This window comes from Flavobacterium sp. LMO8 (assembly GCF_009495755.1).
GTDB lineage: Bacteria > Bacteroidota > Bacteroidia > Flavobacteriales > Flavobacteriaceae > Flavobacterium.
This window is the reverse complement of sequence record NZ_WIBJ01000008.1, coordinates 63,014-87,205: the sequence shown is the minus strand read 5'-3', so window position 1 is coordinate 87,205 and position 24,192 is coordinate 63,014. Positions and strand designations below refer to the sequence as shown.

The following is a 24,192-nucleotide window of genomic DNA, read 5'->3' as shown; positions in this document are numbered from 1 at the left end:
AAAAAATTATTTAACAAGATGTTTCATAATAAAATCAACACGATTTTCTACCGTGTCTTTTGGAACTTCTGTAATCGAATAACCATAATTTTTGTAGGTTTCCATCAAATGTTCGTGAATTAAAACCGCTTGTTCGTAATTTTCATAACGCTCGGCATCACTTACATAAATTTCTTTCCATGGTGGTAAAACAAAAATGGCAGAGTATTTATGGTCTTGACAAGCTTTATCAAAAAAAGCAGGGTACGAATCGCCAATGTAATGCATATACGCCAAAACATCAGGAATGCCTCTGTCTAAAAAAACGATGCTCGCATCTTCATTTAAAGCTTCTTTGAATTGTCTTTTTCGGCCTTCTAATAGTAACTCACTGAATAAAAGTGGTTTTTCTAGAAACAATTGTTCTATTCCTTGTTCTTGTGCTTCACGAATTACTTCACGCGAAACTTCAGGATAACAAGTGTGTCCTTTTTCTTTTAAAGCCTCTATTAAGGTGGTTTTCCCAGAGCTTGGACCACCAATTAAAACCACAATTTCTTTATTCATATTGGAAATACTAAGGCGCAAAAGTAAGTTTTTTTAAAAATCTAATCAACTTAAAACCCAGAATCCGCATTAGACTTCGTAGCGAAACTGAATTATTCGATAAAATCAAGAGCTCACGGACTATTTTTAAAGATGTAATACTCTTGTATTTTGAATTTAAAAATGGGAGTAAGTTCTTGGGTTTGAAGAAGAATTTAGTTGGAGTAGATTTCTAATGTGGAGTCTGGGTTAAAATTTATAAGTTACTACAATATAATTCTGAACATAAAAAAGTATATTTGCTTTTCCAATACGAAATGATGATGGATAAGAAAACAGAAGATTTTTACGCAAGATTAAAAGAAGAGTTAAGCAATTCAACGCTTTGGCCTTCAGAGTATTTGTATAAGTTTATTATGCCTTCCGATGTGCATAGTATTGCAAAGGTAGAGGCCGCTTTTAATGATATGGGAGCTGTTATTACTACACAACAGTCTAAAACAGGGAAATTTACCAGTGTTTCCATTAGTGTAACCATGGCAAGTCCTCAAAATGTGATAGATAAATACATTGAAGTCTCGGATATCGAAGGCATCATTTCATTATAAAAAAAACATGCAAGAAGAAGTAAGTTATTTAGAATATAATTCAGAACGTCCGCATTTAATTATTCCAGAATATGGAAGACATTTGCAGAAATTGATTGACCAAGCCACCGAAATTGAAGATCGTGAAGAACGAAACAAAGCGGCCAGATACATCATTTCGGTAATGGGTTCGTTGAATCCGCATTTAAGAGACGTATTGGATTTTCAACATAAACTTTGGGATCAGTTGTTTATTATGTCCGATTTTAAATTGGATGTAGATTCGCCTTATCCAATTCCATCAAAAGATATTTTAACTCAGAAGCCAGAGCGTTTAAAATATCCACAAAATTTCCCGAAATACCGTTTTTATGGAAATAACATCAAATACATGATTGATGTTGCCAATAGCTGGGAAGAAAGTGAATTGAAAAATGCTTTAGTCTTAGTTATCGCTAATCACATGAAAAAATGTTATTTGAGTTGGAACAAAGACACGGTAACTGATGAGGTGATTTTTGAACATTTATTAGAACTTTCTGGAGGAAAATTAAATCTTTCTAAATCCAACGAAGAACTTTCGAATACACATGATTTAATGAAAGTGAACAAGAAAGTATCGAATAAAACACAATTTGGCCCAAATAAACCTGGAATTGTTAAGAAAAATAACAATCTAAAAGGACATTTAAATAAGAACAATCAAAATAAAAATACATTTAAAAAATAGGCAGTTACATGGGAACATTTAAAATTGAAGGAGGAAAAGCATTAAAAGGAGAAATTACACCACAAGGCGCTAAAAATGAGGCGTTACAAGTGTTATGTCCTGTTTTGTTAACTTCTGAAAAAGTAAGAGTAACGAATATTCCAGATATTATTGATGTTAACAAATTGATTACGCTTTTAGGTAATTTAGGTGTTAAAATTCAAAAAAATGGACCTGGTGATTACACTTTTCAAGCCGATGAGGTAAATGTAAACTACTTAAAAACAGAAGCTTTCAAAAAAGAAGGTGGAAGTTTAAGAGGTTCTATTATGATTGTTGGACCTTTGTTAGCGCGTTTTGGTTGTGGATATATTCCAAAGCCAGGAGGCGATAAAATTGGTCGTCGTCGTTTAGATACACACTTTGAAGGTTTTATCAATTTAGGAGCCAAATTCAGATACGAAAGAGAAGACCATTTCTACGGAGTGGAAATCGATGGAAGATTACAAGGTTCTTATATGTTATTAGATGAAGCATCTGTAACAGGAACAGCAAATATTGTAATGGCTGCCGTTTTAGCTGAAGGAACAACTACGATTTATAACGCTGCTTGTGAACCTTACTTACAACAATTGTGTAAAATGTTAAACTCTATGGGAGCTAAAATTTCTGGAGTAGGGTCTAACTTATTAACGATTGAAGGAGTGGAAACGTTAGGCGGATGCGAGCACAGAATTTTACCTGACATGGTAGAAATCGGTTCTTGGATTGGTCTTGCCGCTATGACAAGAAGTGAGATTACGATTAAAAATGTGAGTTGGGAGAACTTAGGCCAAATTCCAAACGTGTTTAGAAAATTAGGAATAACTTTAGAAAGAAGAGGAGAAGATATTTATATTCCAGCTCATAAAGACGGATACGAAATAAAAACCGATATTGACGGTTCTATTTTAACCGTTTCTGATGCACCATGGCCAGGATTTACACCTGACTTATTAAGTATCGTTCTGGTTGTTTGTACACAAGCAAAAGGAGATGTGTTGATTCACCAAAAAATGTTTGAAAGCCGTTTGTTCTTCGTGGATAAATTAATTGATATGGGAGCAAAAATTATGTTATGTGATCCGCACAGAGCAGTGGTTATGGGACATAATTTCCAATCGCAATTAAAAGCAACTACTATGAGTTCACCTGATATTAGAGCCGGAATTTCTTTATTAATTGCTGCTTTAACAGCAAAAGGAACGTCAACCATTCAAAACATCGAACAAATCGACAGAGGTTACGAGCGCATCGACGAAAGACTTCGCGCAATCGGAGCTAATATTGTGAGAGTATAGTTCGTGCTCAGTGTTCAGTAATAAGTTAGCAGTTAGACTGTTGTATTACTGAACACTAAAAACTGACCACTGATTACTAAAAATGGAAACCTACATCATAATTTTTCTCTGCATTGCTTCCTTTGTAGCTGGTTTTATAGATGCTATTGTTGGTGGCGGAGGCCTAATTCAAACACCAGTAGCTTTAATTTTGTTGCCTAATTTACCAGTTGCATCCATTATTGGAACGTTAAAAATTCCAGGTTTCAGTGGAACGAGTATGGCAACCTATCACTATTTGAAATCGGCAAAAGTGAATTGGAAGTTGTTTTTAGTATTAGCAATTGTTTCTTTCTCATTTGCTTATTTAGGTTCCAGCTTACTTAACGTAATGCAAAACGATTTCATGAAACCCTTACTTTTTGTGGTTTTAATTTTGCTTTTAGTTTATTCGTATTTTAAGAAAGATTTCGGACAATTTCAAATCGATAAACTGACTCAAAAGCAAACCTACCTTTACGGAATTATAATTGCTGTTTTTTTAGGCTTTTACGATGGATTCATCGGACCTGGAACAGGAAGTTTATTGATTATGGCGTTTATCGCTATACTTGGTTTCGATTTTTTAAAAGCGAATATCTATGCGAAACTAGTCAACTTGGCAACAAACATTGGTTCCATAACTTTATTCGTTTTAAAAGGAAAAATCATATGGACAATTGCTATTCCTATGGCAATTTGTAATGTTACCGGTTCGTGGTTAGGCGCAAGATTAGCCATTTCAAAAGGCAACGGATTTATTCGAATTTTCTTTTTAATTGTAGTAGGATTGGCGTTGCTTCGTTTTGGTTATGATGTGTTTTTTAAATAAAAAAGCACTTCTTTTATTGAAGTGCTTCTAGTTATTTTAGAATTTCAAGCCAAACATTACGCCATCACCTTGAAAACCGTTTTGGTAACTTCTTACATAATCAACTCGTAAGAATCTAAATTTTCCAAAACCAATATTATCAAATCCAATTGTAAATTCTTGATAAGGTTTCATATTTGGAATGTTCAACTGATGAAAACCTCCAATTAAATTCCACTGTAGTTTGTTCAACAACGGAATCTTATTCATAATGTAGCCTTTAAAATTGTGCTCAATATGGGTTTCTAAATACGAATCATTTGTAGAGTGACTATAATAAGGTAGTAAATTAAAAGAGTTCAATGAATTGTTCAACAAGTTTACATACGTTTGATTTCCGTTGAAGTGTTTATAATCTACAAACGAAATATTATCGGCATTAAAGAATTTTCCTGCTTTAAAACGTAAGCCAAAATCGCCTTTGTTACCTATAGTTTTATTGTAATCAACTGTTCCGCTGATTAAATCATAATGATAATTACTGTTTGAAGCTCCAAATGCTTTTTCGTAATAGAAACTCAAAATAGGATAATTATCGTTTTGAATGTTAACCTTTCCATCAGGACGCGAAATGTATTTTTGACCAAAGCGAATACGAGTTCCTAAACTCGCTTTCATAATATGATGCTTTTCAAAAGGTACCGAAGTATAATTATTTGGTTGCAGCGGATCATTCGAAAAATACAAATCATCATTTTTAATCATAGTATAATCGGTGTTGTTGAATAACGCTCTTCGGTTTTCGTACAACAATTTCCCTGAAGCAAAAACACCATTAGTAACTTCTCTTCCGTAATTAATTTCGGCAAATTCTTTATTGTACAATTTCATGTAATTGTTTTTAAAGAATAATGTTGCTACAGAATTTACTAAATTACTTATTGGTTCATTTGGATTGAACTGACTAATAGCGCTTCCACCATTTATACTAATGTACGCGTTATTTATGTTGTTAAATCGGTGATAAAAATTACCTTTTACACGTAATCTTTCTTCGGCAAAACCATAATTAAAAACAGATGAAATTGATGTGTATTTTCCAGTTTCATCATTCCATTTTCTAAAAGAAAATCCACTATCTAAACTATAACCTTGAACCGTATTAAAACTTAAAGAGCTCAAATTGGTAAGGCCTTGGTAATTAAAGCTCCAATTTTTGAACGAATTTTTATAAGTGTAACCAGTTATAATCTTCAACAACTTAAATTTATTCCCTTTTGCATCTACCGAATCTAAATAAACTTGCGATTTTCTTAAAGTTTGTAAACTGTCTTTTTTAATATAATTTGTTGTTTCTTCTTCAGTTAATGGAACGGGTCTGAATTCATTCCAATAGTTTTCTTCTTTTTTATTAGCGTTTTCAGCAAAAGTGACTACTTCTTTACCAAAAGTTTTCTTTTCAAAAGCATCTTTGAAGTTGTAATTAGTAAATACATACGTAAACTTTCCGTCAAATTTCATCCCGAAAAGTCCTGCTTTAAAGTCTAATGTTTGAATGTTTTTTGCCCAAATTTTATTATCTGAATTGTAACTAAAACTTTGTGTTACCTTCATGGTTTCAAGAATTGGCTGTTGCATTCGATAGCCTTTAATGTCTAAATCAATTCCGTAAATTGCCCAAGTGTCTTCTACGATATAAATGTAACCTTCAAAAACAGGCTCTTTGTCGCGTTTTGGAGTAACTAAAATTTTATTGATTAATTGGTTACTTTCGTTATAAAAAGTGCTTTCTAATTTGTATTTGTAATAATTAAAAGCATTATCGGCAATAGGAGAAACCATGTTAATGTTAAACTCAACGTAGTTGTCGTAAAAATCATAATTTGTCTTTAGCGCAGTATTGTAACTAAATCCGTTATCATTACCGGCAATTTTAGAAGCTATAATTTCTTCTTTTAAATCATCCGGTTTTTGAAATTTAATTTTAGAAACGGTTTCCGATTGATAAATAATTCCACTTCTTGTAGAATCTAAGTTGCCCTCTAAATCACCAATTTCAACGCCCATGAATTTCTTAGGAATATCTTTTGCTCTAAAAATTCCTCTCGAATAAAAATCGGCTTCAAATTTATCAGTTTTAGCGGCATTCTTCTTTTTACTTTTAATAGCGTTTCGGATAATTTCGTTCGCAGGATTTTCACCATTTACAACCACAACTTCTTTCAGCTGAAAATCTTCTTCCATTAACATGACATCAAATTCATATGGAAAACTAGTGATGTTTAAAATGTGTTTCTGAGTTTTAAATCCTAAATACTGAAAAATCAAATGCACATTATTCTTCTCGGTAGTATTCAATTCATACTTTCCATGTTCATTTGAAGTTGTACCTATATAGGTGTTCTCTATATATATGTTTACAAACGCAAGCGGATTTCCATCTTTATCTTTAATAGTTCCTTTTATTTGAGCAAAGGTGATAGAAGTTAAAAATAATAAGAATATCGTAATTTGTTGTTTCATGTTGTTAGTTTTTATTACACTACGAAAAAAATGTTTTACAATTTAAACTTTATTTGATTTTGCGAGCTTTGCGAAAAAACTTAGCGGCTCTTTGCGTTAAAATTAAAGAAAGGAATGTATAGCTAATTCATAACTCTGCAATCCAAAACCAATAATTACACCTTTAGCATTTGGCGAGATATACGATTGATGACGAAAAGATTCTCTAGAAAATGTATTGGAAATATGAACTTCTATAACTGGAGTAGTAATCGCTTTAACTGCATCGCCAATTCCTATAGAAGTATGTGTGTAAGCACCAGCATTTAGAACGATACCATTATAAGTGAAACCAACTTCCTGAATTTTAGAAATGATTTCTCCTTCAATATTACTTTGAAAATAGTCTAATGTTAGAGTTGGAAACTGAATTTGTAACTTTTCGAAATACGATTCAAATGTTTCATTTCCATATACTTCGGGTTCTCTTTTTCCTAACAGATTAAGATTTGGACCATTTATTATGATAATTTTCATGTAGATTGTTTTTGTAAAAGTAAAAAAACCATTCTTTTTTGAGAATGGTTTTAATAAAATATTGTGAATTTTAGCATTAAAACATATAGCCTAATGAAAATTGAATTACAGAGTTTTTAACATCTGCATCTTTTTTTGCTTCTGTTAACCCCGCAACATATCGGCCTGAAACAAATAAGCCTTTGGTAATTTTATAACTTAAACCACCTGCAATTCCAAAGTCGAACGAATTAGTGTCGTTTGCGTCCACTTCGTTTCGTTCGCTAACTAAAAAGGAAGCTTGTGGACCCAGTTCTAAACTAAGTTTGTTAGAAGTTAAATAAAATTTAGCAAGAACCGGTAGTGATAAATAACCCAACTCATTTTTAACTTGTTCGCCAAAACCTTCCAATTCTGAGCCTTGTGTCGAATATAAAAGTTCAGGTTGAAGAGCAAAGTTTTCAAACACTTTTAATTCCATTACTACGCCAGCATGATAACTAGTAATGGTTTTAAAATCTACACCCGAAATTTCTCCACCAGTATAGTTGGCAAAATTAACACCACCTTTTACACCAAATTTTAGCATTTGAGCCTTTGATAAACCAGTTCCTAGAACCAGTAAAATCAATGTTGCAATTGTTCTTTTCATATTGAATTGTTTTATTGAGTAACACTTACTAGCGCTTTTTAGTATAATTATCGATGAAATGCATATTTTAACGTTTTTTGGAATGTATTGATTGTTAGTGGTTTGTGTTTTTTTTTATTTTTTTTTGGCTTGATTTATTTATTAAAAAAAGTTTAAATTTTTCATTTATTGAAGTTTTAACTTGTTGATTATGAACATTATCTATTTTACTTGTTAATAAAATTGTTAATAACATAACAAAATTTGTTATTTTATGTAGAAAAATGCTATAAATTTGCCTCATTAACTTTAAATTTAAACTAAACATGAAAAAAGTTTTATTATCTGCTGTAGCATTATTGGCTTTCGGTTTTGCTAACGCACAAGAAGAAGAAGCAAAAACATTTGGTTTTGCAAAAGGTGATATGTTCGTAGAAGGTAACATCAATTTCAGTACAGTGAAAGAAGATTTAGGTAATGGTTTTGAAGACACTGCAAATAGCTTCAACTTCAATCCAAAAGCAGGTTATTTTTTAACTGACAAAATTGCTTTAGGAGTAGAATTAGGAGTTGGTTCTTCTAAATTAGAAGAGTCTTCCCCAGGTGGATCTGATGAGTCAACATCAAACAATTTTGGTGCTGGTGTTTTTGCTCGTTACTATTTCTTAGATTTAGGACAAAGATTCAAAACTTATACTGAAGCTGGTTTAGGTTTTGGTTCAAGAAAATGGGAAACTAATGGAGTTGAAACTCAAAAAGATTCTAACTTCGGTTTAGGAATTGATTTAGGTATTCAGTACTTTGTTACTCCTAAAATGGCTATCAACTTTGGTTTAGCTGATGTATTATCTTTCCAATCTGGTAAATCAGAATTCCCAGGTGGTGGAGAAACTAAAACAACTGAGTTAAACGGAAACTTCAATGTTTTCAATAACTTTTTCTCAGCTGCACAATTTGGTTTAACTTACAAATTCTAATTTGTAAAACAAATAAGTCAAAAATCCCGCTTCGGCGGGATTTTTTTTGTTTCTATAATTTGCCTACATTTGAAATATGAGCACTTGGCAATCCTACATTAAAGAATATCAAAATTACCTGCGGTTAGAACGTGGTCTTTCTAAGAACACCATAGAAAATTATACGTTTGATATTGAAAAATTAGTTTTGTTCTTAAACCAGCACGATATTGCCGTTTCACCAATTCTTATTTCAGAGGAAACCATTCAGCAATTCATTTACGAAATTTCATCAAAAGTCAATGCTCGAAGTCAATCACGAGTCATTTCAGGATTAAAGAGCTTTTTTAATTACTTAGTTTTTGAGGATTATCGGCAAGATACACCGCTAGAATTAATAGAAGTTCCCAAAACAGGTAGAAAATTACCCGATACTTTAGCAACTGAGGAAATTGATGCGTTAATTTCTGCTATAGATTTATCAATGCCAGAAGGTGAGCGTAACAGAGCTATGTTAGAAACCTTATACAGTTGTGGTTTACGTGTTTCTGAGTTAGTGGGTTTAAAGATTTCTGATTTATTTTTTGAAGAAGGTTTTATTAAAATTACCGGAAAAGGAAATAAACAGCGTTTTGTGCCTGTAGGAGGTTCTACCATTAAATATATAACGACGTATGTTAATTTAATTCGAGTGCATTATCCAGTACAAAAAGGTCATGAAGATACTTTGTTTTTAAATAGGAGAGGAAGACAATTAACACGTGCCATGGTTTTTACGATAATTAAAGATTTATCGGTAAAAATCAATTTAAATAAAACTATTAGTCCGCATACATTTCGTCATTCTTTTGCAACACATTTATTAGAAAACGGTGCCGATTTACGTTCGATACAATTAATGCTCGGTCACGAATCTATTACTACAACTGAAGTGTACATGCATTTGGATAGAAAGTTCTTGTCGGAAGTTTTGAATAATTATCATCCAAGGAAATAGTTTTTTTTTACACAGAGATACACAGAGTTTTTTTAAATACTTTGTGTTGAGAGAGAGAGTCCAAAGCTTTGGACGTTTAATAGATTTAGCGTTTAGTTTGTCATGCTGTCAAGCATCTCTTTTATGAACTTTAAATCGGAATTAAGTTTAACATAAAACTTGCATGATTATATGTTTAGAAAACAAACAACATTAATCACTCATTAAAGATATGCCTAACGGAATGACAAAAAAGAGCATAAAAAAACCGTATTAAAATGAATTAATACGGTTTTTTGGTTTTGCATAAAGCCTAATTTCTATTTCGCAATATTCACTGCTCTAGTTTCACGAATAACCGTGATTTTAACTTGACCAGGATATGTCATTTCAGTTTGAATTTTTTGAGAAATATCAAAAGATAAGTTTACTGCTGCATCGTCAGATACTTTTTCACTTTCTACAATAACACGTAATTCTCTACCAGCTTGAATTGCATAAGCGTTTTTCACTCCGTTGAATCCGAAAGCGATATCTTCTAAATCTTTCAAACGTTGGATATAAGAATCTAATACTTGTCTTCTTGCTCCAGGACGAGCTCCAGAAATAGCATCACAAACTTGGATAATTGGAGAAATCAATGATTTCATTTCAATTTCGTCGTGGTGAGCTCCAATTGCATTACAAACTTCTTCTTTTTCACCATATTTCTCAGCCCATTGCATACCTAAGATAGCGTGAGGTAATTCACTTTCAGTATCTGGTACTTTTCCAATATCGTGTAATAAACCAGCTCTTTTAGCTAATTTAACGTTTAATCCTAATTCAGCCGCCATGATACCACATAACTTAGCTACTTCTCTTGAGTGTTGTAACAAGTTTTGTCCGTATGATGAACGGTATTTCATTCTACCTACTACTTTAATTAATTCAGGGTGTAATCCGTGTATTCCTAAATCAATTACCGTACGTTTTCCGGTTTCAATGATTTCTTCGTCGATTTGTTTAGCTGTTTTAGCTACTACTTCTTCAATACGCGCTGGGTGAATACGTCCGTCGGTTACTAATTTGTGTAATGCCAAACGAGCGATTTCTCTTCTTACAGGATCAAAACAAGATAAGATGATTGCTTCTGGTGTGTCATCAACAATGATTTCAACTCCAGTTGCAGCCTCCAGTGCTCTAATGTTACGACCTTCACGACCAATAATTCTACCTTTTACATCATCTGATTCAATGTTAAATACCGATACACAGTTTTCTACCGCTTCTTCAGTACCAACACGTTGAATGGTGCTAATGATGATTTTCTTAGCTTCTTGATGTGCTGTCATTTTTGCTTCTTCAACCGTATCTTGGATGAATGACATAGCATTTGTTTTGGCTTCCGCTTTTAAGCTTTCTACCAATTGTTCTTTAGCTTCCTCAGCCGATAAACCAGAAATTACCTCTAATTGTTCTACCTGACTTTTGTGAAGTTTATCTATTTCTTGTTGTTTTTTGTCTAAAAGCTCAATTTTTGTTGAGTATTCATTGATTTTTGCTTCAGCTTCATCATTTACTTTTTTTGCTTTAGCTAATTCGTTAGAAATTTGAGATTCTTTATCTCTAGTTCTTTTTTCGGCTTCAGCTGTTTTTTTATCTCTAGCTAAAATTACTTGTTCGTGTTCTGCTTTAAGTTCTAAAAACTTTTCTTTAGCTTGAAGGATTTTCTCTTTTTTAGTAGCTTCAGCTTCAGCTTTTGCATCTTTTAAAATTGAACCTGCTTCTTTTTTTGCGTTTTTAATAAGGTTAGAAACATTACTTTTCTCTAAAAATTTAGCGATTCCAAAACCTCCTGCAATACCTATTAAGATACCTATTATTATTTCTATCATGATGTTGTTAAAAAAATTATATAAAAAAAGCCTACATTAGGTGTTTGTATAAACTCGGTTATACAAGATTTGAGCTAACCTGCAGTTCAAACTTCCCACTTAAGGGCCTGTTATAGTTGCAAAGATTCACTCGTTTAATTTGTTAGTGTTGAGTTTATCAAATATATACTAATGTAGGCAGTATTGTATTTATGTTGTAAGAACGTATTTATTTTGAGAGTAACTCGCTCAATTTTTTATCCAAATTTTGTAATCTGTTTATATTGGTTTCATTATCATGAGATTTACTAATTTGCTTTTGCTCTACTTGTGTTGCAAATTGCAAAGCACACATGGCTAAAACATCTTGTTTATCTCTTACAGCATAGCTTTGTTCAAACTGTTTAATCATAGCATCTATTTTTTTTGAAGCACTTCTTAGTCCTTCTTCTTGTGATGGTTCCACGGTTAATGGATATACACGATCTGCTATTGATATTTTAATTTTCAGTTTTTCACTCATGAGCTTTCTAATCTGAAAGTTGGGCTATACAATAATCGATTTCTCTGATTAATGAATTTATTTTGAGTTTTGTTTCTCTTTTATTTTCTTCACTGCCTAGTAATGAATTTACCATTTTTAGGGTATCTAATTGGCTCTTCAGGGTTTCAATTTCACCTAATTGCTGTTGTTGATTTTTTTTAAAAAGCAACAATTCATTCTGCAACTCTTGGTTTTTTTTTTCTAGCTGAGCCACTTTCTGGTTAAGCTTAAAAAATTTAACTTCGAGAGAATCAATTAATTCAGATAATCCATTCATTAATGATACAATTCATTTCAATATTTCACAAAGTTAGCATTAGTATTCAAAAATAGCAATACTTTTTGCTAAATTTTATGAATTAATGTTTATTATTTGTAACTAATTGATTGTTAAAAGTTTATTTTAGCCTTGTGTGTTATTTATTTTATTTAAAATTATTTTTATTATTTTAGCGCTAAACATATATAAAATGAAATTTTTTATTCTTCTATTCGCCCCAATTTTAATTTTTTCTCAAGATTTCCCTCAAGATTATTTTCAATCACCATTAGATATTCCAATAGATTTGTCGGGCTCTTTTGGAGAATTAAGAAGTAATCATTTTCATTCTGGTTTAGATTTAAAAACAAGAGGTGTTGAGGGGTTACCTGTATATGCTGCAGGAGATGGATATATTTCAAGAATCAAAATTTCAACTTTTGGTTACGGAAAAGCTATTTATATTACGCATCCAAATGGTTATACTTCTGTTTATGGACATTTGCAAAAAGCGAATGGATTAATCGAATCTTTCATTAAAGAAAGACAATACAAAGGACAATCCTATGAAATAGAAATGTATTTGTACCCAACTGAATTACCTGTGAAAAAAGGAGATATTATCGCTTTTTCAGGAAATACAGGCGGAAGTGGTGGTCCTCATTTGCATTTTGAATTTAGAAACACAAAATCGGAAGAAATTTTAAACCCAATGCATTTTGGATTTAAGAAAATCATTAAAGATGATAGAAAGCCAGTTATTCAAGGTCTTGTAGCTTATCCTTTAGATTCAACCACGGTTAATAATTCTCAAAAACCCATCAATATTTCATTTTCTAAACAATCAGATGGAAATTATTTAGGAGTAAAAGTAAAGGCTGACGGTAAAGTTGCATTCGGAATTAATGCCTACGATTTTTGTACAAATGCGTATAATAAAAACGGATTGTATAAAGTAAAAACGTATTTAAACGGAGTGTTGCAATACCAATATGGTTTTGATGGTTTTACGTTTGATGAATCGCGCTACATTAATAATTTTATCGATTACGAACGTTTTCATTTGATGGGACAGCGCATTCAAAAGTTATTTCAAATATCAGATTATCCACTTTCAATTCTAGCGAGTAATAAAAAAGATGGAATTATTAAAGTACAACCAGGAGTAAATTATACGTATCGAGTAGAATTGTACGATTTTCATGGTAATAAAGTAGAATTGGTAATTCCAATTGAGTTTGCATATCAAGAGGCTAAAATTGAAAAAACTTTCCAAATAACGCCTTATTTTGTAAAAGCTAAAAATGAAGCTATTTTTGAAAAAAATAATGTTTCAGTTCAAATTCCAGAAAATGCATTTTATTCTAATTTCTATTTGAGTTTTGATGTGAATAACGATATTCTAACGTTGCATGATGATAGTGTTCCAGTTCATAAAAATATTACAATAACTTTTAATGAAGTAAAAGGCTTAACTGAAGAACAATTGGCAAAAACCTATATTGCTACTTTAGATGGTTATAAGTTAGATTATAATAAAACGTATCGTAAAGGAAATTCATTTTCTATTAAGACAAAAACATTAGGGAAGTTTAAATTAGCTCAAGATACAACACCGCCAAGAATTTACAACGTTAATTTTGTAGAAGGTAAAACAATAAAAGAACAAAAAACAATTAGTGTTTCTGTTACTGATTTACATTCTGATATTGATTCTTATAACGCTTATTTAAACGGGAAATGGATTTTAATGGAATATGATTATAAAACAAAAAAGTTGGTACACAATTTAGATGATAATATTTGCGTTCAAGGTAGAAACGATTTAAAGATTGTGGTTACCGATAATTTACAAAATTCCACTACCTTTGAATCTTACTTTTTTAGATAATTAAAATCCATTCTTTTGAAAAATATAATTTTAGTATTCATTATTTGTTTATTTTCTTTGACTATTTCGGCTCAAAAAGCCCGTATTAAAGGTGTTATTTTAGATGAATTTAATAATCCTGTTGAAAATGTTACAGTAAAAATGGGAGATAAAGGAACGGTTTCCAATGAAAATGGTTTTTACATTTTGGAAGTGGAATCTAACACAAAAGTAACCATAACTTTTTCACACGTTTCATTAAAAAAAATCACTTTAGAATTGAATCTGAAGCCAAATGAAGATTTTGAGTTAAATCCGGTTATGAATGCTAAAGTAGAAGAGTTTGGAGAAGTTTTCGTTACTGGAAATAGTAAAAAGCGTATCGAGGGTGTCACCACAATTGATCCTGTAGTCATTAGAAAAATTCCGGGTGCTAATGCAGGAATCGAAAATATTATCAAAACACTTCCTGGTGTTTACTCTAATAATGAATTGAGTACTTCTTATGCTGTGCGTGGTGGAAATTACGATGAAAACTTAGTATATGTCAACGAAATTGAAGTCTATCGTCCTTTTTTAATTCGTTCTGGTCAACAAGAAGGTTTGAGTTTTACGAATACCGATATGGTGCAAAACGTTGATTTTTCTGCTGGAGGTTTTCAATCAAAATATGGCGATAAGTTGTCTTCAGTTTTAGATATAACCTATCGAAATCCGAAACAATTTGCAGCAAGTTTAGAAGCTAGTTTGTTAGGTGGAAGTTTAACAGCAGAAGGAATTTCAAAAAATCAAAAATGGACTAATATCACCGGAGTTAGATACAGAGATAATAGTCTTTTAGTAAACAGTCAGGAAACAGAAACTAATTTTAGACCCACATTTTTTGATGTTCAAACTTTGTTGAATTTCAATGCTTCAACCAAATGGAATTTTAGTTTTTTAGGAAACATTTCCCAAAATAGATACAACTACGAACCTTTAACGCGTCAAACTAATTTTGGAACTATAGATGAACCAATTGCTTTATTAGTGTTTTATGAAGGACAAGAAAAAGATAAATACCTAACGTTTTTTGGTGCCGGAAAAGCCGTTTATCAATACAACGAAAAAAATAAATTGAAATTCATCCTTTCAGGATATCATACACAAGAGCAAGAATATTATGATATTTTGGCTCAATATCGTTTGGGCGAAGTAGATGCTAATATTGGCTCAGAAACGTTTGGTGATGTAGTTTTTACTCGTGGAATCGGCTCACAACTAAATCACGCCCGCAACAACTTAGACGCTTTAATCGTTAATGCCGAAGTTAAAGGTTTTCACGAATTAAATGAAAAATCGCAATTTGAATGGGGTGCAAAATTCACAAAAGAAGATATTCGTGATAGAATTGTAGAATGGGAAGTTTTGGATTCAGCAGGATTTTCATTGCCTAACCCCATTTTAGACTATCAAAACGACCAACCTTATAATCCATATGTTGGACCATTAGCACCTTATCAAAATGTAAGAGCTACAAATTTCACTAGAATAAATAGATTGTCAGGTTATGCACAATGGAATTATAGAGGAAATATTGGCGATCATGATTATTGGGTAAATGCTGGAGTTCGTGCACATCAATGGCAAGTTGAAGCCGATGGAAGACCAAAAGGTGATAGCCAAATTACTTTTTCACCAAGAGCTCAATTTGCATTTAAACCAAATTGGGAAAAAGATATGTTGTTCCGATTGTCTGGTGGATTATATCATCAACCGCCATTTTATAGAGAATTGCGTGATTATGATGGAGTAGTTCAAACGAATGTAAAAGCACAACAATCGCTTCATATTGTTTTGAGTAACGATTACAGTTTCAAAATGTGGAAGCGACCGTTTAAACTAGTTTCTGAAGCTTATTATAAAAGCATTACTGATGTGAATACATACACAATCGACAATGTACGAATTCGATATAGAGCCAACAACGAAGCGGAAGCTTACGCGTACGGATTTGACGCGCGTTTAAATGGTGAGTTTGTTCCAGGAACAGAATCTTGGTTTAGTTTTGGCTACTTAAAAACAGAAGAAAATCAAGATGAAAGAGGTTTTATTGCTCGTCCAACTGACCAAAGATTGAAATTTGGAATGTTATTTCAAGATTACATGCCTAATATACCTAACTTAAAATTATATTTAAATTTGGTTTATAATACTGGATTACCAGGCGGTTCGCCTGCTTATGCTGACCCATATGCCTATCAATTACGTTTGAATGATTATCGAAGAGCCGATGTAGGTTTTTCATATGTGTTTAAAGACGAAAGTATCAAATCGACAAAAACTTGGCTGAAACCATTTAATGAGTTTTCATTAGGTTTAGAGATTTTCAATTTGTTTAACAATCAAAATTCGATTACCAATACTTGGGTGCGTGATGTATATACGAAATCGCAATACGGAATTCCAAATTATATGACGACTCGTGTTTTCAATATCAAATTGGTTGCCCGATTGTAAGCCAACGATTATTTTAGTATATTTGACTATAAAATTTAAACAAATGAAGCGTATTCTTTTCACTTTTAGCTTGGTTGCAACTTTAGTGAGTTGTAAAAAAGAAGCAGAAACCCCTAAGGTTATCTACGAAGAAGGAAAAACAAAAGCAGAAGCGATAGATACTTCGTCTATAAAAGTGGCCGATTTGCCAATTTTGATGGAAGGAACGCAATATTTGATTCATCCTGTGGGCGATGTTCGAGTTTATGATACAAATAGTAAAGTGTATGGAAGTAGCAAAACGAATCAGGTAAGTTATGCGATTTCCAATTATAACCGATTTGAAATTACAGGATATTTTGATAATTTGAATTTTCAACACATTGATTCTACGAATATAAAACCGTTAACCGATAAAAAGATCCAAATTCAAACCGCTACTTTTTTAGACGGAATTACAAATAAAGCTAAAAAGCAAATCATTGTATATACTTTAGTCGATAACGATACCAATAAAGATGGTAAAATTGATCAAAATGATATTCGTTCGTTATATTTGAGTTTATCTAGTGGAGAAAATTTCACTAAGTTATCTGAAAACCTTTTAGAATTAATCGATTGGAATATCATCGAAGCACAAAACCGTTTATACTTCAGATGCATCGAAGACATCAACAAAAACGGTGCTTTTGATAAAAATGATAAAGTACATTATCACTATGTAAATTTGTTGGCAGACGAGTGGAAAGTGGAGATGTATACTCCGAATTAGTTTATGACATCCCTTCGGGATTTTAGATACTGCTGATATTTTTTTACCAATATTTAATGCCTAACGGCATTTATTCAAATTGCAGAAATATTTATTTTAGCATAAACTTGTTAGTTCCGTAGGAACGATATTTTGGTAAAATACTCCAAGCATGAATAAAAGTCCCGTAGGGACGACATTAACAATTAAAATTCTGCTTAATCTGCGTTTCGTTTTAGCGAATCCGTTTCATCCGCGTTCCAACACTAAATCAAAATATCACTCTCTAAATCTGATTTTTCAATTTCAAAATCAAATCCTAATTTCGAAACTAATTCAATTACTAGTTTTTTATACCAGTTTTCACTTTTTGGGTGAATGTAGATTTTTTCAATCAATTGATTCAAATTAACATCTACTTTTAATCCGTTGTCGATTTTCATTCCGCTGTTGGTAACGTCAGAAATAATGCGAATTTCTCTTTCATACTGAAAACTTTTGCGTTTAAACAAGAACGGGAAAAACGTATCCTCAAAGGGAATAAACTCTTTTTTGTAATCGATGTAATTTACTGCTCCAATGTATTGTTCGGTTTGTCTTTCAGGTTGTAAGGCTTCTTTAAGTCTGCCAATTGTAGTTTGAATCGCTAAACCTTCCGTATTTTGAGTAAAAATTTGCCACATAGCAAACGATTCGTATTCGTTAATGTGCCAACTACTAATTACTACTTTTTCACGATGCGATTTATAGTAATCTAAGAACTTCGGATTGTTAGCAGCAATTTTCTTAATTTCTTCAAAAGTAGGTTCCGAAAATGTGCCTTCATATTGATCTTCAAACTTATCTGAACGCGACATAAATAACTGACGCGACAACAACATGTCTAAAAACTTAGACAAGTCCAAATATTTCCAAACAATGGTGTCATTGTCTTCGGGTAAAGTGATATTTGGATGGTTTATATACATAGTTGTTCAAATTCAAAAATCAAAATCAATTACAAGTTCAAAATTCAATTATTAAAGAGATTCCTATCGGAATGACAAGTTTGCGTTTAGATCTTAAATGAACTTATTCATAAAGATAATGAACTTACAAAACCTTATCTGACTTATATGTTTAAAAATTAAGAAATCAGTATAAATCCGCGCTTTGATTTAGCGAATCAGTTTCATCCGCGTGCTAAACTACTCGAAACTCTGCATCATCACTAACTTCGAATACGTTCCGTTTAATGCTAATAACTCGTCATGTGTTCCTTGTTCTACGATTTCGCCTTTTTGCATAACCACAATTTTATCGGCTTTTTGAATTGTAGATAAACGGTGAGCAATTACAATTGAGGTTCGGTTTTGCATCATGTTTTCTAACGCTACTTGAACGAACTTTTCACTTTCCGTATCTAACGCCGAAGTAGCTTCATCCAAAATCATAATTGGTGGATTTTTCAAAACCGCTCTAGCAATCGATAAACGTTGTTTTTGTCCGCCCGAAAGTTTTCCTCCAGCATCACCAATATTGGTTTCAATTCCGTTAGGTAAATCTTTCACGAATTCGAAGGCATTGGCTACTTTTAAAGCCGCAATAATTTCTTCATCGGTTGCGTCTTGCTTGCCTAATAGAATATTGTTTTTAATCGTATCGTTAAATAAAATAGAATCCTGTGTAACCAATCCCATTAAATGACGTAACGATTCTAACGTCATGTCTTTGATGTCGATGCCATCGATTTTTACGCTTCCTTCATGTACATCATAAAAACGAGTCAATAAATTTGCAATCGTACTTTTTCCAGAACCTGATTGGCCTACTAAAGCCACTGTTTTTCCTTTTGGAACTTCCAAAGAGAAGTTTTTCAGTACATTTTCTTCTTCGTATTTAAAGTTGATGTTTTCAATTGTGATGGAATCTTCAAAAGAAGTTTTTACAACTGCATTTTCTTTATCGGTAATGGTATTTTCTACTTCTAATACATCAAAAACACGTTCGGCTGCAGCTAATCCACTTTTTACTTGATAGGAAGCTTTAGAAATTGCTTTTGCTGGAGTAAGAATATTATAAGCTAATCCCATATACGCAATAAACTTAGAACCTTCAAGTAAAGGAGTTCCATCTGCAAAAGTTTCAACTAAAACCATGTTTCCTCCATACCAAAGTAAGATAGCGATTACGACAATTCCCATAAATTCACTCATTGGGGATGAAAGATTATTTTTTCTTCCTATGCTGTTTGTTAATCGATATAATCTTTGTATAGAACTATTGAATTTATTGGTAAAAGTGCCTTCCGCATTGTAACTTTTCACTACTTTTAATCCGCCTAAAGTTTCTTCTACAACTGAAATCAAATAGCCGTTTTCATCTTGTGCTCTTTTTGATTTTGCTTTTAAGCTTTTTCCGATTTTAGAAATAACAAAACCCGAAATTGGGATGAAAATAAAAACGAATAATGTCAATTTAAAGCTAATAACTATCATTGCACCTATTGTAAAAACAATTGTCATAGGTTCTTTTATTACCAACTCTAAAATGTTAAAAAAAGAATTTTTTACTTCTATAACATCACCAAGCATTCTTGCCATCATGTCACCTTTTCTTTTTTCGGAATAATAAGAAATAGGTAGGCTAATAATCTTATCAAACATTTTATTTCTTAAATCTCTTAAAACACCATTTTTTAGTAGCATTAAGTGGTTAAGAGCGAGGTAATTGAAAATATTTTTTAATAAAAATGTTGTAATAATTATAGAAACTACTAACAAAAGTGCATATTGAGCTCCGTTTTCGTTTGTGAGTTTTGTAATATAAAAGTATAAATAATCATTTCCATAACTTGCTATCTCCCAAATTGATGTTAGTTTTGGTTCGGTGACAATTTTTTCAGCATCTTTGAATAAAACGTCTAGCATTGGAATTAATGCAACGAAAGATAACGTACTGAAAAGTGCATAAAGAATATTGTAAATTATATTCATTACCACATCTTTTTTGTACTTCAGGGCAAACGGAATTATTTTCTTTAGATTTTCGTCCATTTAGTTTAATTTCATTGCTGAAATAATACCAGCAATTTTGTTGTCTAATTCTTTTTCTACTGTTTCAGCGTTTTCAATCGAATCTAAAACTCCATTGACGCTGAAGTAGAATTTAATTTTAGGTTCAGTTCCACTTGGTCTTGCGCAGATTTTACTTCCGTCTTCCAAATAGTAAATTAATACGTTTGATTTTGGAATATGAATTTCAAATTCTTCATTGTTCATGAAGTCTTTTCCTTTGGAAGCTTGATAATCTTCGATGCAAATTACTCGTTGCCCGTTGATTTCTTTCATTGGATTTTCGCGTAAATCAATCATCATTTGGTTTATTTCTTCCAAACCTGAGATTCCTTTTTTGGTTAGAGAAATTAAGTTTTCTTTGTAAAAACCATAATCAACATATAGATTTAAAAGTTCTTGGAAAATACTACTTCCGTTCGCTTTTGCAATTGCAGCAATTTCACAAACTAATAAAATAGCGGCAACGGCATCTTTATCTCTAACGGCATCACCAACCATGTAACCAAAACTTTCTTCGCCACCACCAATAAATTGCTGATTAGGAAAGTCTTTTATGAATTTAGCAATCCATTTAAAACCGGTTAATCCAACTTTACATTCAACTTCATAAGCAGATGCTAATTCTAACATCATAGGCGTTGATACAATTGTTGAACCAATAAATTGTTTGCCTGTAATTTTATTCGCTTGTTTCCATTTTTCTAACAAAAAGGCAGTCATAACGACCATTGTTTGATTTCCGTTAAGTAAAACCATTTCGCCTTCTAAATTACGTACAGCAACACCAACGCGATCACTGTCTGGATCTGTTCCTACAACAATATCTGCATTGATTTTTTCAGCTAAAGCGGTAGCCATTGCTAAAGCTTCGGGTTCTTCTGGGTTTGGTGATTTTACTGTTGGAAAATTTCCATCAGGAACTTCTTGTTCAGCAACTATATTTACATTTTTATAACCTGCTTTTGCTAAAACGTCTGGAACTGATTTGATTGATGTTCCATGTAATGAAGTATAAACAATTTTTAGATTGTCTTTTGCGCTTTGCGGTGTGTTAAAACTTGCATTTTCTACAGTAGAATTTACAAATGCTTCGTCAATTTCTTCATCAATATATTTAATTAAACCATTGTTCGCTTCGAATTTGATATCGCTGTATTTTAAATCTTCAATTACTTTGATAATTTCTGCATCTTGAGGTGGTACTAATTGTCCGCCATCTTGCCAGTATACTTTGTATCCGTTGTATTCTGGTGGATTGTGAGAAGCGGTTAACACGATTCCTGCATGACAATTTAAGTAACGTACTGCAAATGATAATTCAGGTGTTGGACGCAAATCTGAAAACAGATATACTTGAATTCCGTTAGCAGAAAAAACATCGGCCACTATTTTTGCCAATGTATCGCTGTTATGACGGCAATCGTAAGCAATTGCTACTTTTAATTGCTCATTAGGAAACGATCTATGTAAATAATCTGACAAACCTTGCGTGTTTTTTCCAAGTGTATATTTGTTGATACGATTGGTTCCAACACCCATAACACCGCGCATTCCACCGGTTCCAAACTCTAAATTTTTATAGAAACTTTCTTCCAACTCTTTTGGAGCCGAAGTCATTATTTCTTTGATAGTGTTTCGAGTTGCTTCGTCAAATGTTGGGGTTAACCACTCGTTTACTTTGTTTAAAATACTTTGTTCGATGTGCATAATCTGTATGTTTTGAGAAAACTAGTGTTTTCTCATATATTATAATACTTCTGAAATCTTATAACGTTCTTCGTTGTTTTTGGTTCTTAGGATAATTTCGCCTAAAAATCCGGCTAAGAATAATTGCGTTCCAATTAACATTGCGGTTAACGACAAATAAAATTGCGGTCTTTCGGTGATTAATCTTCCTGAAGTGTTGATGAATAATTTATCGATTCCTAAGTAGAAAGCGAATAAAAATCCAATTACAAACATGATAGAGCCTAATAATCCGAAAAGGTGCATAGGTCGCTTCCCAAAAGTTGATAGAAACCAAATCGTAATTAAATCTAAGAAGCCGTTGATGAAACGACTCATTCCAAATTTAGAACTTCCGTATTTTCTGGCTTGATGAATCACGACTTTTTCACCGATTTTTCCAAATCCTGCATTTTTCGCTAAAACTGGAATATATCGGTGCATTTCTCCCGAAACTTCTATGTTTTTGATGACAATATTTTTGTAAGCTTTTAATCCGCAATTGAAATCGTTCAGATGAACTCCAGACGTTTTTCGAGCCGCCCAATTGAACAATTTAGAAGGAATATTTTTCGCTACAACTGAATCGTAACGTTTTTTCTTCCATCCCGAAATCAAATCATAATTATCTTCAGTAATTAAACGGAATAATTCAGGAATTTCATCTGGACTATCTTGTAAATCGGCATCCATGGTAATTACGACATCGCCTTGCGCTTTAGCAAAACCTGCGTGTAATGCTTGCGATTTTCCGTAATTTCTAAGAAAACGGATTCCTTTTACATTCGGATTTTCATTTGAAAGCTGTGAAATAACATTCCAAGAAGCATCGGTACTACCATCGTCAATAAACAGGATTTCGTATGAAAAGTTATGCGCTTGCATCACTTTCACAATCCAATTGTGTAATTCTGGTAACGATTCTTCTTCGTTTAATAATGGGATAACTATAGATAAATTCATTTATTTAGAATACAGGTTTGTCTTTTTTGAAGATAGCAGCTAAAATAGCACCAAAAACAGCAGAACCAACAATGCTCCAGATGCTTCCTTTTAATTGTTCCATCGGAGAAAATTGATTAAAGTCTTTCATTTTGTCAACAGTTTCTTTGATGGCAGAAGTTGGTGTTCCAAATTTCTCTAACATTTGAACAGTTGATTCAAGTGTAAGTTCTTTTAATCGGATAGCTGCTTCAGGGTCGATAACATTGAACAATAAAATATTATAAATAACAGAAATTGCAATACCAATAAGTGCTGAAATGAAATAAACAGTAAAACCTTCTTTAAAGCTCATATAACCGCCTAAGTCTTTTTTAGTTTTAACTAATAAAACACAACCAATAATAATGTAGACAACCAAAATAGAAATGCCTAACCACCATTTAGTCATTAAGGCTAAATCAACAATGTAAATTGATGTTGTAATCAATACACTTAATACTCCGGTAATAATTCCAAAGTTAATTCCGTTCTTTTTAATAATTTCGTTCATAGTTTGTTTTGGTTTAATTAATTTACAAATATAAGAATTCTAATCGTTCTATATGAGTGATAAAAAATAAAAAAAAGTTACATAAAGATTGTTAGATTAAAAAATAAATGTAATTTTGCACTCTGAAATAAAAAGTTTATAAACCAAAAGGTTATAAAATGTTTACACCTCTTTTAATGTAGAGCCGCGAAACAAGTTATAATCGCTTAATAAAAAAAGAATTACAAAATGAAAAAAGGTATTCACCCAGAAAATTACAGATTAGTTGCATTTAAAGACATGTCAAATGAAGATGTTTTTATCACTAAATCTACAGTAGAAACTAAAGAAACTATTACTCACGAAGGTGTTGAGTATCCAGTTTTCAAAATGGAGATTTCAAGAACTTCTCACCCTTTTTACACAGGTAAATCTAAACTTATTGATACAGCAGGTCGTATCGATAAATTCAACAGCAAATACGCTAAAAAAGCTAAATAATTTTTCGCTTTTTCAAAATAGAGAAAAGCTTCACTTAGGTGAGGCTTTTTTTATGGAATAAATTGTATTTTTGAATCTATAATGTACAATCGTTGCATTGCAACGAT

At 32.1% G+C, this 24,192-nt stretch carries 22 protein-coding genes; 10 read left to right on the top strand and 12 right to left on the bottom strand.

Annotation, left to right across the window (positions count from 1 at the left end):
• Positions 1-6 precede the first annotated feature (6 nt).
• Complete coding sequence (locus GFJ94_RS01630) at positions 7-546, bottom strand: AAA family ATPase (protein ID WP_153199751.1); 540 nt, start codon at positions 544-546, stop codon at positions 7-9.
• Between the two features lie 302 nt (positions 547-848).
• On the opposite strand from GFJ94_RS01630, the gene GFJ94_RS01625 reads away from it, so the two are divergent.
• The 4 genes from GFJ94_RS01625 (at position 849) to GFJ94_RS01610 (ending at position 4,011) form a co-directional block, all read left to right on the top strand.
• Entirely contained in the window at positions 849-1,133 is a 285-nt protein-coding gene (locus GFJ94_RS01625) for a DUF493 family protein (RefSeq protein ID WP_153199773.1), read from the top strand.
• A 7-nt stretch (positions 1,134-1,140) separates the two neighbouring features.
• On the top strand, positions 1,141-1,842 hold the full coding sequence (locus tag GFJ94_RS01620; RefSeq protein ID WP_153199750.1) for a DUF4290 domain-containing protein: 702 nt from the start codon (positions 1,141-1,143) through the stop codon (positions 1,840-1,842).
• A gap of 8 nt (positions 1,843-1,850) precedes the next feature.
• Complete coding sequence (gene murA / locus GFJ94_RS01615) at positions 1,851-3,161, top strand: UDP-N-acetylglucosamine 1-carboxyvinyltransferase (protein WP_153199747.1); 1,311 nt, start codon at positions 1,851-1,853, stop codon at positions 3,159-3,161.
• Positions 3,162-3,243: 82 nt separating this feature from the next.
• Positions 3,244-4,011, top strand: coding sequence for a TSUP family transporter (locus tag GFJ94_RS01610; protein ID WP_153199745.1), 768 nt, complete (start codon positions 3,244-3,246; stop codon positions 4,009-4,011).
• A gap of 36 nt (positions 4,012-4,047) precedes the next feature.
• Here the strand turns inward: GFJ94_RS01610 and GFJ94_RS01605 are convergent, their stop codons facing one another.
• The 3 genes from GFJ94_RS01605 to GFJ94_RS01595 all read right to left on the bottom strand — a co-directional run bounded on the left by GFJ94_RS01605 (position 4,048) and on the right by GFJ94_RS01595 (position 7,660).
• The gene (locus GFJ94_RS01605) at positions 4,048-6,513 is read right to left on the bottom strand and encodes a DUF5686 and carboxypeptidase regulatory-like domain-containing protein (protein ID WP_153199743.1); all 2,466 of its coding nucleotides are present in this window, start codon (positions 6,511-6,513) and stop codon (positions 4,048-4,050) included.
• Between the two features lie 102 nt (positions 6,514-6,615).
• Positions 6,616-7,029 (bottom strand): type II 3-dehydroquinate dehydratase, encoded by a 414-nt coding sequence (gene aroQ / locus GFJ94_RS01600; RefSeq protein ID WP_153199742.1) that lies wholly within the window; start codon positions 7,027-7,029, stop codon positions 6,616-6,618.
• Between the two features lie 76 nt (positions 7,030-7,105).
• A complete protein-coding gene (locus GFJ94_RS01595) occupies positions 7,106-7,660 on the bottom strand; it encodes a porin family protein (protein ID WP_153199739.1) in 555 nt (184 codons plus the stop codon).
• 305 nt (positions 7,661-7,965) lie between these two features.
• Between GFJ94_RS01595 and GFJ94_RS01590 the strand changes: the two genes are divergently transcribed.
• Both GFJ94_RS01590 and xerA read left to right on the top strand, forming a co-directional pair.
• On the top strand, positions 7,966-8,616 hold the full coding sequence (locus GFJ94_RS01590) for a porin family protein (RefSeq protein ID WP_153199737.1): 651 nt from the start codon (positions 7,966-7,968) through the stop codon (positions 8,614-8,616).
• A 76-nt stretch (positions 8,617-8,692) separates the two neighbouring features.
• Positions 8,693-9,592, top strand: coding sequence for a site-specific tyrosine recombinase/integron integrase (gene xerA / locus GFJ94_RS01585; protein WP_153199735.1), 900 nt, complete (start codon positions 8,693-8,695; stop codon positions 9,590-9,592).
• 299 nt (positions 9,593-9,891) lie between these two features.
• On the opposite strand, the gene rny is transcribed toward xerA, so the two are convergent.
• From rny to GFJ94_RS01570, 3 genes are all read right to left on the bottom strand, one after another.
• A complete protein-coding gene (gene rny, locus GFJ94_RS01580) occupies positions 9,892-11,448 on the bottom strand; it encodes a ribonuclease Y (protein WP_153199733.1) in 1,557 nt (518 codons plus the stop codon).
• A gap of 208 nt (positions 11,449-11,656) precedes the next feature.
• Positions 11,657-11,950, bottom strand: a complete 294-nt coding sequence (locus tag GFJ94_RS01575; RefSeq protein ID WP_153199731.1) for a cell division protein ZapA — start codon at positions 11,948-11,950, stop codon at positions 11,657-11,659.
• A 7-nt stretch (positions 11,951-11,957) separates the two neighbouring features.
• Positions 11,958-12,248 carry a hypothetical protein gene (locus GFJ94_RS01570; RefSeq protein ID WP_153199729.1) on the bottom strand — a complete coding sequence of 97 codons (291 nt, stop codon included), beginning with the start codon at positions 12,246-12,248 and terminating at the stop codon, positions 11,958-11,960.
• A 193-nt stretch (positions 12,249-12,441) separates the two neighbouring features.
• Between GFJ94_RS01570 and GFJ94_RS01565 the strand changes: the two genes are divergently transcribed.
• The 3 genes from GFJ94_RS01565 to GFJ94_RS01555 are packed head-to-tail and all read left to right on the top strand — an operon-like array spanning position 12,442 to position 17,350.
• The gene (locus GFJ94_RS01565) at positions 12,442-14,121 is read left to right on the top strand and encodes a M23 family metallopeptidase (RefSeq protein ID WP_153199727.1); all 1,680 of its coding nucleotides are present in this window, start codon (positions 12,442-12,444) and stop codon (positions 14,119-14,121) included.
• A gap of 9 nt (positions 14,122-14,130) precedes the next feature.
• Entirely contained in the window at positions 14,131-16,599 is a 2,469-nt protein-coding gene (locus tag GFJ94_RS01560) for a carboxypeptidase-like regulatory domain-containing protein (protein WP_370513777.1), read from the top strand.
• Positions 16,600-16,642: 43 nt separating this feature from the next.
• A complete protein-coding gene (locus GFJ94_RS01555; RefSeq protein ID WP_153199723.1) occupies positions 16,643-17,350 on the top strand; it encodes a hypothetical protein in 708 nt (235 codons plus the stop codon).
• 245 nt (positions 17,351-17,595) lie between these two features.
• Here GFJ94_RS01555 and GFJ94_RS01550 read toward each other — a convergent pair whose 3' ends face one another.
• The 5 genes from GFJ94_RS01550 to GFJ94_RS01530 all read right to left on the bottom strand — a co-directional run bounded on the left by GFJ94_RS01550 (position 17,596) and on the right by GFJ94_RS01530 (position 23,605).
• Positions 17,596-18,297: a hypothetical protein gene (locus GFJ94_RS01550; RefSeq protein WP_153199721.1), complete on the bottom strand. Its 702-nt coding sequence runs from the start codon at positions 18,295-18,297 to the stop codon at positions 17,596-17,598.
• A gap of 219 nt (positions 18,298-18,516) precedes the next feature.
• Positions 18,517-20,364 carry an ABC transporter ATP-binding protein gene (locus tag GFJ94_RS01545; RefSeq protein WP_153199719.1) on the bottom strand — a complete coding sequence of 616 codons (1,848 nt, stop codon included), beginning with the start codon at positions 20,362-20,364 and terminating at the stop codon, positions 18,517-18,519.
• A complete protein-coding gene (locus tag GFJ94_RS01540) occupies positions 20,365-22,092 on the bottom strand; it encodes a phospho-sugar mutase (protein WP_153199717.1) in 1,728 nt (575 codons plus the stop codon).
• 39 nt (positions 22,093-22,131) lie between these two features.
• On the bottom strand, positions 22,132-23,073 hold the full coding sequence (locus GFJ94_RS01535) for a glycosyltransferase family 2 protein (RefSeq protein ID WP_153199715.1): 942 nt from the start codon (positions 23,071-23,073) through the stop codon (positions 22,132-22,134).
• A 4-nt stretch (positions 23,074-23,077) separates the two neighbouring features.
• The gene (locus GFJ94_RS01530) at positions 23,078-23,605 is read right to left on the bottom strand and encodes a DUF4199 domain-containing protein (RefSeq protein WP_153199713.1); all 528 of its coding nucleotides are present in this window, start codon (positions 23,603-23,605) and stop codon (positions 23,078-23,080) included.
• Positions 23,606-23,833: 228 nt separating this feature from the next.
• Between GFJ94_RS01530 and GFJ94_RS01525 the strand changes: the two genes are divergently transcribed.
• Positions 23,834-24,085 carry a type B 50S ribosomal protein L31 gene (locus tag GFJ94_RS01525; RefSeq protein ID WP_026724762.1) on the top strand — a complete coding sequence of 84 codons (252 nt, stop codon included), beginning with the start codon at positions 23,834-23,836 and terminating at the stop codon, positions 24,083-24,085.
• Positions 24,086-24,192 lie beyond the last annotated feature (107 nt).